This is a genomic window from Porphyrobacter sp. AAP60, from assembly GCF_001296025.1.
In the GTDB taxonomy this organism is placed as follows: domain Bacteria; phylum Pseudomonadota; class Alphaproteobacteria; order Sphingomonadales; family Sphingomonadaceae; genus Erythrobacter.
This window is the reverse complement of the sequence record NZ_LJHV01000029.1, coordinates 20,103-34,364: the sequence shown is the minus strand read 5'-3', so window position 1 is coordinate 34,364 and position 14,262 is coordinate 20,103. Positions and strand designations below refer to the sequence as shown.

Genomic DNA, 14,262 nt, shown 5'->3' with positions numbered 1-14,262 from the left:
GATCCCCATCCGCCAAAGTCTCAACCCAAAGGATCCCTTGCTGCGTTCAAGGTGCTGGCGGTTGGTGGCCAGTCTGCCTGTTTGAACGTTGCCCTGCGATCCTCCGGGACGGTTGCAATGTCCCCCTACCGACGCCAATCGTCAAGCGCGAAGATCGCAATCTTTTTCCGCAATGTTGCGTTCAACGCACAACCACGTCGCGCGACATGGGGGCAAGCTTGGCCAACAGGCGGTATTGTGAGGAAAAAGGCACGCCCGCTTCGCCCATGGCGCGTTGCAGGTTTTCCACCAGCGCGTTCAAATCGGCTTTGGTCACGCCCATTTCAGCGTGGGCGCTGCGCATGTCGCGCCCGGTGTAATCGCAGCCTGCGCCCAGCAGAAAACAGAACTGTTCGCCCAGCGTGCGTTTTAGCCGCACCATATCATGCGCGGCGAAAATGTCGGCGATGCGCGGATCGGCCTCGCTCAGATCGACCGTGCGCGCCGCGATCCGGGCAATGCCTTCGCGCCCGCCGAAATCGGCGACGAGTTTCGCGCTGTCATAGGGGGCAGCGCCTGCATTGGCGTTCGACTGTTCATAGGGATCGACCGGAAGTTCGCCCGTCACAGGATCGCGCTGCTTTTGTTCGACGCCGAATTCCGCGTCCCAATCGGTGCCTTCGGCGGGGGCCTGTTGCAACAGCATCAGCATGGCAGCAGCGGTGGCGGTGGCGGTTATCATCATCGGCAGGTTTCCGGATTTTCAGGTCAAAATGCGATCTGCGCGGACAGGAAGCCGCCGCGCTGACCGGAGATGGTGGCGATCGATCCGAGATCGACATAGGCGGCGGCCAGCGTGAGGTTATCGGTCAGCGCATAAGCCGCGAAAATATCCATCCAGTCATCCTCGCCAAGGCCGAGATTGTCCGGCTTGGTGCGATATTCCGCGCCGATTACTGCTCGGCGCGAAAGCTGGTATCCCAGCGATCCTTCGAATTGCAGCTTGTATTCTTCACCCGCTGCGCTGCCGAAGCCGAGCAGGCCCAACTGGTTCGCCTCGGTATAGCGCAAGGTGGCGTTGACCAGCACGCTGCGCGCCAGCAGCAGCTTGGTGGCGCTGATGGTGTAATCGGTGCCGCTGTCGTCGCCTGCGCCCAGCGCTTGCACAAGCCCGCCATCAAGGTTGCGTTTGTGTTCGATCCCCACGGCGATCTGCGGCAACCAGCTTGTCCCGTAGACCACATCGCCCGCCAGCCGCAGCTTGGCGCCGTAGATGTCCTGATTGAAGGTATAGCCCTGGCCGATGCCCAGCAGCGCGCCCACATCGCGTGTGTCGAAATTGGCGCGGGCGTATGACAGTTCCAGCCGATCACCAAAGCCCACCGCCACGCCGTAAGATCGCCAGCCGAAATCGGGCAGTTCGACAGCGGTGGCATGGCCGGAAATGCCGATCCCGCCGGGCATCTGCCGCCCGCCGATGGTGGCCCAGCGCGCAATCCCGCCGCCGGATGATCCTTCGACCGTGCTGATCCCGTTGGTCAGCAGCAGTTTGCCGCCCTTGAACATGTCCACCTTGCCGATCCGCAGGCCGCCACCGCCCAACGCATTGGTTTCGTCCAGCGGAGCAATTGCGCGGCGGGTGGGGGCATGATCGAGCGGCATGGGCGCGACTGCAAGTTGCGGGTTTGAACCAGATTCGGCGCCTGCTTCGATGACGGGTTCGATGACAGGTTCGGCATCAATCACCGGTTGAAAGGCGATGGTCGGCACGGTCTCGGCAGCAGCAGGGACGCTGGCGGTCACAGCGGCCTGACACAGCGCCGCCAGGCAGGGGGCAAGCAAGGTCATGACGGCAAGGTTAGGGTGATAAGGTAAATTGTACCTAAACCAGCAATGGGGGATTTCTTAAAGGGTAGGAATTAAAGCTTCAGTCTGATCATGGCATCGATTGCAAACTTTGAAATCGCTCACTTCCTGAAAGCACTTTGTCGCCCTGCAAGGGGTGGCAGGGCATGCGCATGTGCGTCTCTGGTTGCGCTGCGATGATCCACGCACGGCAGCTTTTTGGCCGGGTGCTGGGCCTGCGATTCGGTTCGTTGCGGGTTCGCATTGCGGTGCTTTATGCCGCGCTGTTCACTGTGGTGCTGGCGTTGATTGTGATCATCACAACCGGCGGACTTTCGCGCTTTGCCGAAGCCAGCGCGGCGCGCGATCTGGCGGCCAATGCCCGTGTGTTCGATGAAATCCTCGATGTGCGCGCAGACCAGATCAGCACGCAGGCCGATGTGCTGGCGCGCGATTTCGGATTTCGCGAAGCGGTGGCGACCGGTGATGTGCCCACCATTTCCAGCGCGCTTGCCAGCCTCGAAAAACGCGCCGCCAGCGAATCTGCTTTCGTTCTGACGCTCGAAGGCGACGTGCTGCGGCCGGGCAAGACTGGCATTCCCGATCCGATGCCCTTGTTGAGCAGGCTTGATGCCGGCGGAACCCGCGGGATTATCATGACCGATAGTGGCCTTGCGCTGGCTGCCGCCGCGCCGATCGAGGCGCCCGATCTGATCGGTTGGCTGGTCATGGCCCAGCCGCTTGACCGGGCAGAGCTTGACCAGCTGGTCGGGCTGGCCCCGATTGCGCTGGAAGCCCGCGTGATTGACACCCGCAATCAGCCGCAATGGCTGCGTGCGGCAATCACCGGCACCGTGTTTAGCCGCGAGGAACAGGAACGCGCGCTTTATTATACCGCCAACCTGGCCGTGTTGCAGGAAGGGATCACGCCGCGACTGGTGCTGCGCCACGCGCTTGCCCCCACACTGGCGGAGTTTTCGCGGATCAACTGGCTGGTCAGCCTGTTGGCGCTGGCAGGGATCATTCTGGTGTTCGGTCTCAGCTGGCGGGTGGCACGCAGCGTGACCGAACCGCTCCAGCAGCTCGACGAGGCTACCCGCCTGATCGGCGAGGGGCGCGAAGTGACACTGGCGATTGGCACCGATGACGAAATCGGCAGGCTGGCGCGCAGTTTTGTCAACATGGCCGAAGCCATCGAGGAACGCGAACGCCAGATCTATATCGGCCTGCACGACAGCCTGACAGGGCTCGCCTCGCGCAAGCTGTTCGTCGAAAAGCTGGGGCAAGCGCTCACCCGGATCAGACCCGGCGACAAGCTGATGCTCGCCTTCATCGATCTCGACAACTTCAAGGTCGTCAACGATACGCTCGGCCATCCGGCGGGCGATGCGCTGCTGAAGGCGGTGGCAGATCAGATGCGCGCCGATTATCCCGATGCGCTGATCTCGCGGTTCGGCGGCGATGAATTCGCGATCATGATGGATCAGATCAAGCCCGACACGAACCTCGCCGCGGTTGCCGAACGACTGAAGCAATGCCTGATCGCGTCGATCCCGATCGAAGGGCAGAAGGCCGATTGTTCGGCCAGCATCGGCATTGCGGTTGCCCCGGCAGATGGAACCGACGTAAGCCAGCTGATGAAGCACGCCGATCTGGCGCTCTACCGTGCCAAACACGAAGGCAAGGCGACCTACCACTTCTTCGAGCCGGAGCTTGATGCGCAGGCGCGTTCCCGGCGGCAGATGGAACACGAAATGCGCCGCGCGGTCGAGCGGGGCGAGTTCGAGCTGGCCTATCACCCGCTCTATTCGGTGCAGCAGCAAGGCATCACCGGGTTCGAAGCCCTGATCCGCTGGAACCACCCGGAACGCGGGCTGGTGCCACCTGATGAATTTATCGGTCTGGCCGAGGAAACCGGGCTGATCATCCCGATCGGCAATTGGGTGATCCGCGAAGCCTGCCATCAGGCCAGCCAGTGGCCGGACGACATCACCATATCGGTCAACATCACGCCCAAGCAGTTCAATTACAGCGGCTTGCCCCACACGATCATGCAGGCGCTGACCAACAGCGGGCTGGCGGCGCACAGGTTCGAAATCGAGGTGACCGAAAACATCTTCGTGGCTGATACCGAAAAGGTGATGGCGATCTTGCGCAGCCTGCACAATCTGGGCCTGCGCATTTCGCTCGACGATTTCGGCACCGGTTATTCGACGTTGCATTATCTGCGGTCATTCCCGTTCGACAAGGTCAAGATCGACAGAACTTTCGTCGAGGAGCTGGGCACCAGCAGCAACGGCCATGCTGTGATCCGCGCCATCACCACGCTGGCCGATGCGCTGGGAATGGAAACGCTGGCCGAAGGGGTGGAGGACGCGGCCCAATACGACGTGCTCGCAAGGGAAGGGTGCAGGCACATTCAGGGCTACCTGTTCTCAAAGCCGGTGGCCGCCAGTGCGATTGCGGGGCTGCTGGCCGACGGCGCGGCTTACCAACGCCAGTTGCGCGCCTGATTGCAGGCAACAGGCCCGGGGCACATGGCCATGCACCTTAACCCGGTGCCCTTACGTAATCTTACTTGAAGGCGAGAGTTTCTTAAGGGTTTACCATTAGGCCTGATGGTGAATATGCGAACCCTGTCTGATCTTCGCCTGCGTGCCTGTGTTGCCGCCCTGCCCCTTGCCATGCTGGCAGGCGGAGCGATTGCCGTGCAGGCGGCGGGCGGGGCAAGCGTGCGGGTGCAGGTGGTCGATGCCAATGGCCTGCCGGTGCGCGACGCGGTGGTGGAACTGCACAGCAGCAAGGCCGGTAGCGGGCCGATCCGCTTTCCGTGGAAGATGGGGATGGCGCAACGGAACCAGCAATTCGTGCCTGGCACGCTGGTGGTCGCCAGAGGCAGCACGGTCGCCTTTCCGAACCTCGATACCGTGCGCCATTCGATCTACAGTTTTTCCAAGCCTGCGCGGTTTGAGATCGAACTTTATGGCCGCGATCAGACCCGCACCCATACCTTCCCGATCACCGGCAGCGTCAAGCTGGGCTGCAATATCCATGACCAGATGCGCGGATATATCCGCGTCACGGATACCCCGTTTGCCGGCAAGACCGATCACAATGGCTACGTGACGCTGGAAGGCATGCCCGCGGGCGCTTCCAGGCTGACAGTGTGGCATCCGCAATTGCGCAGCCCCGCCAACGAAACAAAATCCGCTTTTTCCGTCAACGGCGCTTCGCAGACGCACAAGCTCAAGGTCGATCTGCGTTGAACCACTCTCCTGCGGTCTTTTCGTCAGCGCAGCGGGCGCTGGCACGCTTGGCATTGCTCCGCTTCGGTTCGCTGCGGATGCGCATTGCGGTGCTCTATGCCTCGGCGTTCGCGCTGGTGCTGACGGTGGTGGTTGCGCTGGCATCCAGCGGCCTTTCGCAGTTCGCCCATGCCAGCGCGGCGCGTGATCTGGCCGCCAATGCCCGTGTGTTTGACGAGATCATTTCGACCCGTGCAGGGCAGATGGGCGATCAGGCTGGCGTTCTGGCCCGCGATTTCGGCTTTCGTGAAGCCGTGGCAACGGGCGATGCGCCCACAATTGCCAGTGCGATCGCCAATCTTGAAGCGCGCGCTGGCAGCGATAAGGCTTTTGTTCTGACGCTGGACGGCGACGTGCTGGGCGCAGGCGGCGCCCCTGTTGCCGCGCCGGAATCGCTTTGGAACAGTCTGGATGCAGGCCATTCCCGCGGGATCATCAGGTCAGGCCGCGGCTTCGCACTGGCCGCCGCCGCGCCGATCCAGGCCCCCGATCTGATCGGCTGGCTGGTGATTGCCCAGCCGCTGAACCGGGCCGAGCTTGACCGGCTGGTGGAACTCGCCCCGATTGCGCTGGAAGCGAAAGTGATGGACGCCAGCGATCAGCCACAATGGCTGCGTGGCGAACGGCCGGGCGCCGTGGTCGATCATCATGAGGGCCAGCATGCGCTGTACTACACCTCTGATCTCGCGGTGCTTCAGGACGGGATCGCCCCGCGTCTGGTGCTGCGCCATTCGCTTGAGGCAACCCTGGCCGCCTATGCCGAACTGAAATGGTTGCTGGTGGCTCTGGCGGCTGTCGGCCTTGCGCTTGTGCTGGGGATCAGCTGGCGCGTGGCGCGCGGTGTGACCGAACCGCTCCAGCGGCTGGATGAAGCCACGCGACTGATCGGGCAGGGCCGCGAAGTGTCGCTGGCAATCGATACGGACGACGAAATCGGGCGGCTGGCGGGCAGTTTCAACCAGATGGTGGCCGCCATCGAAGAACGCGAACGCGAGATTATCCATGTCGGCCTGCACGATGGCCTGACCGGGCTGCCCAACCGCAAGCTGTTTACCGAACAGCTCACCAATGTCCTCTCCCGCCGCCGTCCGGGCGAACAGGTGATGGTGGCCTATGTCGATCTTGATGATTTCAAGATGGTCAATGACACACTCGGCCATCCGGCAGGCGATACCATGCTTCGGATTGTGGCCGACCACCTGCGCGAAGACATGCCCGATGCGCTGATCGCGCGGCTGGGCGGGGACGAGTTTGCCATCCTGATCGACGGGATCGCCGAAGCCGACAGCCTTGGCGGACTGGCCGACGCGTTGCAGCGCAGCTTTGCCCGGCCGATCACGATCAATGGCCAGAATGCGCCGGGCGGGGCCAGTATCGGGATCGCCCTGGCACCGGGCGACGGGGTGGACGGCACCACGCTGCTGAAGAACGCCGATCTTGCGCTGTACCGTGCCAAGCACGAAGGCAAGGCGACCTACCACTTCTTCGAACCCGGCCTTGATGAAGCCGCGCGCCGCCGCCGCCAGATGGAGCTCGACCTGCGCAGCGCCATCCGCGACGGCGATTTCGAACTGAACTTCCAGCCGCTTTACAGCATTGTCGAACGGCGCCTGACCGGTTTCGAGGCGCTGGTGCGCTGGAACCATCCCACGCGCGGGCGGATCAACCCGGTCGAATTCATCCCCCTGGCCGAAGAAACCGGGCTGATCGTGCCGATTGGCGAATGGGTGCTGCGCGAAGCGTGCCACCATGCCACCACCTGGCCGGAGGACGTTTCGGTCGCAGTCAATGTGTCGCCCCGGCAATTCACGTCAAGCGGGCTTTCGGGCACGGTGCTTTCGGCCTTGTCTGCCAGCGGGCTTGTCCCGCAGCGGCTGGAGCTGGAGATTACCGAAAGCATCTTCATCGCCGATGTCGAAGCCACGCTTGCCACGCTGCACGGCTTGCGCAACATTGGCGTGAAGATCGCGCTCGATGATTTCGGGACGGGCTATTCCTCGCTCAGCTATCTGCGATCCTTCCCGTTCGACAAGGTCAAGATCGACAAGAGCTTTATCGATGATCTTGGCACCAGCAGCAATGCCCACGCCGTGATCCGCGCCATCACCACGCTGGCCGATGCGCTGGGAATGGAAACGCTGGCCGAAGGGGTGGAGGATGTCTCGCAGTTCGAAGTGCTCGAACGCGAAGGCTGTCGCCACATTCAGGGCTATCTGTTTTCCAAGCCGGTGGCAGCTAGCGCGGTCGCCCGGATGCTGGCCGAAGGGGCCGGATACCAGCGCCAGCTGCGCGCTTGATCCGTTTAGATGCGTCCTAGCCCCCGCTAGACCCCCTCTAGCCCCCCTTTAGGCCCGGCTTGACCCGATGTTTCACGTGAAACATTGCCCTGTTCGGCTGCGGCCTGCTCTGCCTGAACGGCGACCATGTAATCGACAATCTGCGGGATCGCGGCAGGATCGACCGGCGCCTTGTAAATCTCGATCATCTTAGCGACCTGTTTCTCCCACTTCTCGCGGCTCACCTTGGGCTGTTGCAGCATGGTGGAGGGCGAATGGCAGGCGGTGCAATTGCCGATCACCGCATCGCGCCCGGGCAGATCGGGCAGGTCGAGCGGATCGTCGGGCAACGTGATGCTGGCATCGGCAAAGGTGGCTTGCGGCGCGCTGTCGCAGGACGCCAGCAGCAAGGCGGGCAGGATAAAGGCGAGCCGCTTCATTGCGCCCTCAGGGTGATGCGTTCGATCACATTGCGGGCATAGCCGCTGGGGTTCCAGGCGAGGCTTTCGGGCTGCACCGCGCCGTTGACGTTGGCGGCACGCACGCCGATTTGTGCAAGGTTTCCGGTGACTTCGGGGATCGTCACCTGCCAGCGGCGGAAGGCAAAGGGGCCTTCATCCGGGCCGAGCGAGCAGGGGATTTCCAGCCCGCGTTCGCCCACCAGATCAACCTTGGCAAGCGCCGCTTCGCCGCCCATCGCGATCCCTTCCAGCACCAGCGGCTTGCCCTTGGCCACCACATCGCCATCGGCGTGACTGGTGATGAAAGCGCGCGGCGGCATGGCGGTGATCGCCACCGTTTCGAAGTCCTTTTCGTCCGGCGTAATCGGGGCGGCGGGCACGCGATAGGACTTGGCGACGTAGTAACTGTCATCCTCGCCGGTCAGCACCTCGATCGTGGCGAGCATCTTGACCCAATAGGTTGAAAACCAGCCCGGCACCACGATCCGCAAGGGGAACCCGTGGAGCAGCGGCAGGGGTTCATCATTCATGCCCCACGCGACCAGCACATCATCGCGCATGGCGATATCCATCGGGATAGACTTGATAAATTGCGGCGCACCGTCGGTCAGCGGCACGTCCAATCCGGCAAAGCGAACGCGGGCCGCGCCGTCGGCGACACCCGCCTTGGCGAGCACATCCTTGAGCCGCACGCCGGTCCATTTCGCGCAGCCCATGGCGCCATTGCCCCATTGGGTGCCGGTCACCCGCGGGTCGGAAAGCCCGCGCCCGTTGCCCGCGCACTGGTTGATCGCGACGACCGAGACATGCTCTCCGGCAGACGCGATTTCATCGAGCGTCAGCGACACGGCATGCTTCACCGCACCGCCCACCGCGACGCGGTGATCGGCGGCTTTCACGCTGGTCGGCATGTCCCAGTTCCAGCGCACGAACATCCGGTCATTCGGGGTGATCACGCCTTCGCGGAACACGCTCATCGGCGCTTCGAGCAACGGGGGCCGGATGCGCTGGACGATCATTTCGCCCTTGCCGGGGAAGGCGGGGGTAAGCGGGCGCAGGCTCGGCCCGCCGGGCAGGCCGAGATCGATCAGATGCCCTGCGAGTTTCTGGCCCAGGACCGGCGCAGTCAGCGCCGCTCCGCCCGCGCCGGCAATCAGTGTGCGGCGGGTGAGTTTGCCCCCGTCCATCGTCAGACCTTCTCCCGCTCCAACCGCCCGATCAGGTCGCCGATTTCCGCGACGGCCAAGCCATGGTCGCGCAGCAGATCGCCGATGTCATCAATCCGTGCCATTTCCCCGTCATCGCGCATGATCGAACAGATCACCGCTGCATCGCCTGCGCGGGCCAACTGCGCAAGGTCGATCGAAGCCTCGCACGCAGCAGGCCTTGCCAGAACGCCGCCGGATTGCGCGATCAGGGGGAAAACGTGGCCGGGCGAGTGGATATCCGCAGCGCTTGCGCCCTCGGCAATTGCCACCCGCACGGTATGCGCCCGGTCGGCGGCGGAGATGCCGGTGGACACCCCGCTGCCCGCCTCGATCGAACGGGCGAAAGGCCGCCCGGTCTGGCGCGACGTTCCGGAATTGACAAGGGTGAGGCCAAGCTGCGCGGCACGCTCAGGCGTTACCGCCAGACAGATCAACCCGCGCCCGAAGGTCGCCATGAAATTGATCGCTTCGGGCGTTGCGTGCCGCGCCGCGCACATCAGATCAATATCCCCGCCGCGCAGGCGGTCGCCCGAAATGACGACGATGCGCCCTGCCGCAATCTCGGCCAGCGCATAATCCAGCGCCGGGCTGCTCACGCCAGATCCCTTCCGGCGGCAAAGCTTTTCGCGCCCAGCACCACCTGTTTGCCGACCAGTTCGAGCTGGCCCCGCGCGCGCTCATCAAGGCACTCGCCATCAGGCGAAAACAGCCCGCGATAGGTGCGGATCGTCGCCCCCATCGGGGTGGGCCAGCCGCGCAGGGCATGGGTGATCGCCCGCATCGTAAGCAGCGTCGACATCGACGCCTGATCGCCGAACGCGGTGGCAATCAGCCCGACAGCGCGGCCATCAAGATAGGGGCGTTCATCCTTGCTGAGGTCTTCAAGGTAATCGAGCGCGTTTTTCACCACGCCGGAGATGGTGCCGTGATAACCGGGGGCAGCCACCAGCAAGCCATCCGCCGCGCGCACTGCCGCGACCATTTCGGCCCCCTGCGAAGGATCATGCAGCGGCCCCAGATAATGCGGCAGGGCGGTGAGATATTCGCCGCCGAACACCATCACTTCCGCCCCCGCCTCTGCCGCCACGCTGGCGGCCAGACGCAACGCCTGCTCGGTCGAGCTTCCGGGATTCACCGTGCCGCCAAGGGCTACGATTCGGGTCATGCGGAGGTGATCCTTTCAGAGATATAGGCAGCAAGGCTTGCGGTCTGTTCCTGGGTGAAATGCAGTCCCAGCTTGGTGCGCCGCCACAGGATGTCGTCAGCGGTGCGCGCCCATTCGCGGGTGATGAGATAATCGACCTCTGCGCCGGTGAGGCCATGGCCGAAATCCTTGCCAAGGTCAGCCGGGCTCGTCGCATCGGCAAGGATCGTCTCGGCCAGTGTGCCGTAAAGTCGGATCAGACGCTGCGCCTTTTCGCGGGTCAGGAACAGATGGCGCGCGGCCAAGGCGTTGACCTTGTCCAGCGCCTCGCGGCGCCCGAAATTCCCGCCGGGCAGGGGCGCTGAGCCGGTCCAGTCCGGCCCTTCGAGCACGGGCAGGAACGGCGCCAGCAGGCCGATCGCCTCGGCACTGAGTTCGCGGTAGGTGGTGATCTTGCCGCCGAACACGGACAAGAGTGGTGCTTCACCTTCAGCCCCGTCGATCTCGAAGTTATACCCGCGGGTTGCAGCCTCTGGCTTGCCCGACCCGTCGTCGATCAGCGGTCGCACGCCGGAATAGGTCCACACCACATCAGCAGGAGTGACAGCTTGGCGGAAATATTCCGAAGCGCCTTCACACAGATAGGCGATTTCCTCCGGACTGGCGCGCACATCGTCAAGGCTGCCATCATGATCGACATCGGTCGTGCCGATCAGCGTAAAGTCGCCTTCGTAAGGGATGGCGAAGAAAATCCGGCCGTCGGGCAGCTGGAAGAAATAGGCATAATCGTGGTCGAACAGTTTGCGCACCACGATATGCGAACCGCGCACCAGCCGCATCCGCTGTGCGGACGGCTCGCCCGCGCGGCCCAGCAGTTCAAGCACCCGCGGGCCTGCCGCGTTTACCACAGCGCGGGCGTGGAAGGCCTCACCACCTGCGGCGATGCGCCAGCAACCGCCTTCCCGGGTGAGCGCTGTCACTTCGCAGCGGGTGCGCACTTCGGCGCCCCTGTCGGCCGCATCGCGCGCGTTCAGCACCACCAGCCGGGCATCATCCACCCAGCCATCCGAATAGGCGAAGCCGCGGGTATATTCGGGCTTGAGCGGCGCGCCAGCGGGATGGGTGGCCAGATCGACGCTTTGTGTGGCCGGTAGATATTTGCGCCCGCCGATATGGTCATAAAGGAACAGACCCAGCCGCAGCAGCCAGCGCGGACGCAGGCCGGGGCGGTGCGGCAGGATGAAGCGCAGCGGCCAGATGATGTGCGGCGCAATGCCCCACAGCACTTCGCGCTCTGTCAGCGCCTCGCGAACAAGAGAGAACTCATAATGCTCCAGGTATCTCAGGCCGCCGTGGATCAGCTTGGTCGAATTGGACGAGGTGCCTTCCGCCAGATCCCCGCGCTCCAGCAGCAGCACTCTGGCCCCGCGACCGGCGGCATCGCGGGCGATCCCGGCGCCGTTCACGCCGCCGCCAATCACCGCCAGATCGAAAATCTCACCCATCAGATCATCCACCACGCAAAGCCGAGCGCCACGGCCAGTGACGCAATCGTCGCGGCCAGCACTGGCATCACCGAACGCCAGCCGAGTTGCAGCAGCAAGTCCGTCCGGGTGCGCATTGCGGTGGCAGTCACGGCCAGCAGCAGCAAGGTTTTTGAGGCGATCAGTGCATTGCTGGCCAGCGCCGGAGGCAGGGTGATCAGCGAATTGACGCCCACCAGCGCGAGGAATGCGAGAATGAAGCCCGGCAGCAGCGGCACACGCGCCTTGCCATTGCCTTGCGCCAGCGGTTCCGCCCGCGCGATCCACAAGGCGGCCAGCGTGACCAGCGGGGCGAGCATGGCAACCCGTGTCAGCTTCACCACCGTGGCTTGCGCGCCGGCTGCATCGGATACGGCGAAGCCTGCGCCGATCGCTTGCGCCACATCATGGATCGAAGCGCCGACAAGGAACCCCGCCTGCGCATCGGTAAAGCCCAGCATCTGGCTGAGCGCGGGATAGGTGGTCAGCGCGATGGCGCTGGCAGCGGCAAGGATCACCAGCGTCAGCGTGAATTGCGCCTGATCGATCCTTTCGCGCCCGATTGCGCCGTACAGCGCCAGCGCTGCCGATGCGCCGCAGATCGCAGTTGATCCGCCCGCCAACACGCCCACGGCGGCGCTTTGGCCCGTCATGCGGGCGGCGAGCAGGGCCGCGATCAGCGCAGCAGCCATCACCAGCGCCAGACCCAGAAACGGCACCGCGCCCATCGTGGCAACCTGCATCACTGTGACCTGAAAGCCGAGCAGCACGATCCCCGCTCTCAGCCCGTGGCGTGAGGAGGCATCAAGCCCGTCATGCGTGCGCGGATCGCCGGTCACGAAGTTGAGCGCGAGGCCCAGCAGCAATCCGGCAAGGATCACCGGCACGCCGTAATTCTGGCTGAGCCATGCCGCCGCCGCGCTGGCAATCGCACAAATTGCCAAACCGGGCACAAAGCGTGACAGGGGTTTGCGCGCGGCGGGCGCAGTGGTGGCCGCATCGGCGAGCACCATCTCGCCATACAGATCGCCGGCATAAGCATCAAATTCGGGCCTGGCTGCGCGTTTCATCGGGGTTCGGTCTTGCCCATCGCCTTTGCATCAACCCCTTCTGTCTTGCGGTGTCATAGCATTAAGCTGCGACCCCTCGCTTTGCAACCGGCTCAGCTAGTCCGCCATCCCCAAGGCTCCGTCGTCGCGGCGGATGTTCGGCAGCAGCCACTGGAACCACGCCAGCGCAATCAGATAGGACGATGCGGCAAACATGAACAGCGGGATAAAGCCGAGCCCGGCATCCAGCACCCGGCCCGTAACCAACGAAATCGCTACCCCGCCCATATTGCCCATGAATGCGCCGAAAGCCGTCACGCGCCCGACCTTGGCATGGGGGACGACATCGGTGATGGTCGAGAAGATCGAGAGCGAAAAGCCCTGATGGCCCGCCATTACGACACCGATCATGCATGCGACCGGCCAGAAGGAATCAAGCTCCAGCACCAGCGGCAGTGGCGCAACCAGCAGGGCTGAAACCAGCATCACGCCCTTGCGCACGCGGTTGACGCTGACGCCGCGTTCCAGCAGCCGGGTCGAAGCCCATCCGGCCAGCAGCGCGCCAAGCCCCGATCCGGCAAAGGCAATTGCCAGCGGCACGGCCAGTTCCAACGTCGTCAGGCCGAATTCCTTGCGGTAATAATCTGCTAGCCAGAAATTGATAAACCACCAAGTCATGTCCGACAGCGCCTTGGCACCGACGATGGCCCAGGTTTTTCGGTTGGAAAGCATGCCGCCGTAACCATTGCCATCGCTGCCATCGGCAGCCGCGGGCATATCAACCGTGCGTTCGCGCAATTGCGACAATCCGCGCGCCAGCCACATCCATGCGATCAGCGAGATGAACCCTCCGATCCCGCCCACGACCAGCGCCCCTCGCCAACCCACTGTCAGCGCCAGCGCGGGGATCACGAAAGGCATCGCAATCGTTCCGGCCCCCGCCAGCATTGTCGCAAAGCCGAAGGCGAGCGAGCGTTGGTCTGGCGGGAACAGTGTGGCCACGGTCTTGATCGTCAGCGGGGTCTGCACCGCTTCTGTCACACCCAGCCCGACACGAGCGGCCACTACCTGCCACGTCGTCAGCGCCCAGCCGTGCGCCATCGCAGCGAGGCTCCACGCCGAAGCGCCGACCTGCATCGAACGATGCACGCCCAGCCGATCGACCAGCCAGCCGGTGAACAGGAAAGCAAAAGCGGCGGAAAACTGCGTGACTGCGGCGAGATCGCCGAAGTCGCTGTCGCTCCAGCCGAAATCGGCCATCATGTCAGGCTTGAGGATCGCGATGATCGGCCGGTCCATCGCGTTGAACACCCCGGCCACGCACAACACAGTGAACAATGACCACCGCAATCGCGTGGAAAGGGGCGGGGAGGGTGCTGCCATCACGGAATCCTGACGAATTGGAAAGGGGCGCGGTCAGCGCCGCCGTATTGAAGTCCCCTGACAAGGCAAGGGCCGCCAGATCGCTCTGG

Annotated in this window: 12 protein-coding genes; 3 read left to right on the top strand and 9 right to left on the bottom strand. The window is 63.7% G+C overall.

The window, feature by feature from the left end:
* Positions 1-181: 181 nt before the first annotated feature.
* Together IP79_RS15060 and IP79_RS15055 are read right to left on the bottom strand one after the other, a co-directional pair.
* Positions 182-724: a group I truncated hemoglobin gene (locus IP79_RS15060; RefSeq protein ID WP_082337267.1), complete on the bottom strand. Its 543-nt coding sequence runs from the start codon at positions 722-724 to the stop codon at positions 182-184.
* 23 nt (positions 725-747) lie between these two features.
* Positions 748-1,827 (bottom strand): DUF3034 family protein, encoded by a 1,080-nt coding sequence (locus tag IP79_RS15055; protein ID WP_233994251.1) that lies wholly within the window; start codon positions 1,825-1,827, stop codon positions 748-750.
* Between the two features lie 194 nt (positions 1,828-2,021).
* Between IP79_RS15055 and IP79_RS15050 the strand changes: the two genes are divergently transcribed.
* From IP79_RS15050 to IP79_RS15040, 3 genes are all read left to right on the top strand, one after another.
* Positions 2,022-4,337, top strand: a complete 2,316-nt coding sequence (locus IP79_RS15050; RefSeq protein WP_054120131.1) for a putative bifunctional diguanylate cyclase/phosphodiesterase — start codon at positions 2,022-2,024, stop codon at positions 4,335-4,337.
* 105 nt (positions 4,338-4,442) lie between these two features.
* Positions 4,443-5,090 (top strand): methylamine utilization protein, encoded by a 648-nt coding sequence (locus IP79_RS15045; protein WP_233994250.1) that lies wholly within the window; start codon positions 4,443-4,445, stop codon positions 5,088-5,090.
* Between the two features lie 47 nt (positions 5,091-5,137).
* Positions 5,138-7,426, top strand: a complete 2,289-nt coding sequence (locus IP79_RS15040) for a putative bifunctional diguanylate cyclase/phosphodiesterase (RefSeq protein ID WP_054120130.1) — start codon at positions 5,138-5,140, stop codon at positions 7,424-7,426.
* Between the two features lie 26 nt (positions 7,427-7,452).
* Here IP79_RS15040 and IP79_RS15035 read toward each other — a convergent pair whose 3' ends face one another.
* From IP79_RS15035 to IP79_RS15005, 7 genes are all read right to left on the bottom strand, one after another.
* Entirely contained in the window at positions 7,453-7,845 is a 393-nt protein-coding gene (locus IP79_RS15035) for a hypothetical protein (protein ID WP_054120129.1), read from the bottom strand.
* Positions 7,842-9,053 (bottom strand): molybdopterin-dependent oxidoreductase, encoded by a 1,212-nt coding sequence (locus IP79_RS15030; RefSeq protein WP_054120128.1) that lies wholly within the window; start codon positions 9,051-9,053, stop codon positions 7,842-7,844. The genes IP79_RS15035 and IP79_RS15030 overlap by 4 nt, the downstream gene beginning before the upstream one ends.
* 2 nt (positions 9,054-9,055) lie before the next feature.
* On the bottom strand, positions 9,056-9,670 hold the full coding sequence (locus IP79_RS15025; RefSeq protein ID WP_054120127.1) for a 3,4-dihydroxy-2-butanone-4-phosphate synthase: 615 nt from the start codon (positions 9,668-9,670) through the stop codon (positions 9,056-9,058).
* A complete protein-coding gene (locus tag IP79_RS15020) occupies positions 9,667-10,239 on the bottom strand; it encodes an NADPH-dependent FMN reductase (protein WP_054120126.1) in 573 nt (190 codons plus the stop codon). Before IP79_RS15020 ends, IP79_RS15025 begins: the two co-directional genes overlap by 4 nt.
* Positions 10,236-11,723 (bottom strand): glycerol-3-phosphate dehydrogenase, encoded by a 1,488-nt coding sequence (locus IP79_RS15015; protein ID WP_054120143.1) that lies wholly within the window; start codon positions 11,721-11,723, stop codon positions 10,236-10,238. The genes IP79_RS15020 and IP79_RS15015 overlap by 4 nt, the downstream gene beginning before the upstream one ends.
* On the bottom strand, positions 11,723-12,811 hold the full coding sequence (locus tag IP79_RS15010; protein ID WP_054120125.1) for a YeiH family protein: 1,089 nt from the start codon (positions 12,809-12,811) through the stop codon (positions 11,723-11,725). Before IP79_RS15010 ends, IP79_RS15015 begins: the two co-directional genes overlap by 1 nt.
* A gap of 96 nt (positions 12,812-12,907) precedes the next feature.
* A complete protein-coding gene (locus tag IP79_RS15005; RefSeq protein WP_082337265.1) occupies positions 12,908-14,173 on the bottom strand; it encodes an MFS transporter in 1,266 nt (421 codons plus the stop codon).
* Positions 14,174-14,262 lie beyond the last annotated feature (89 nt).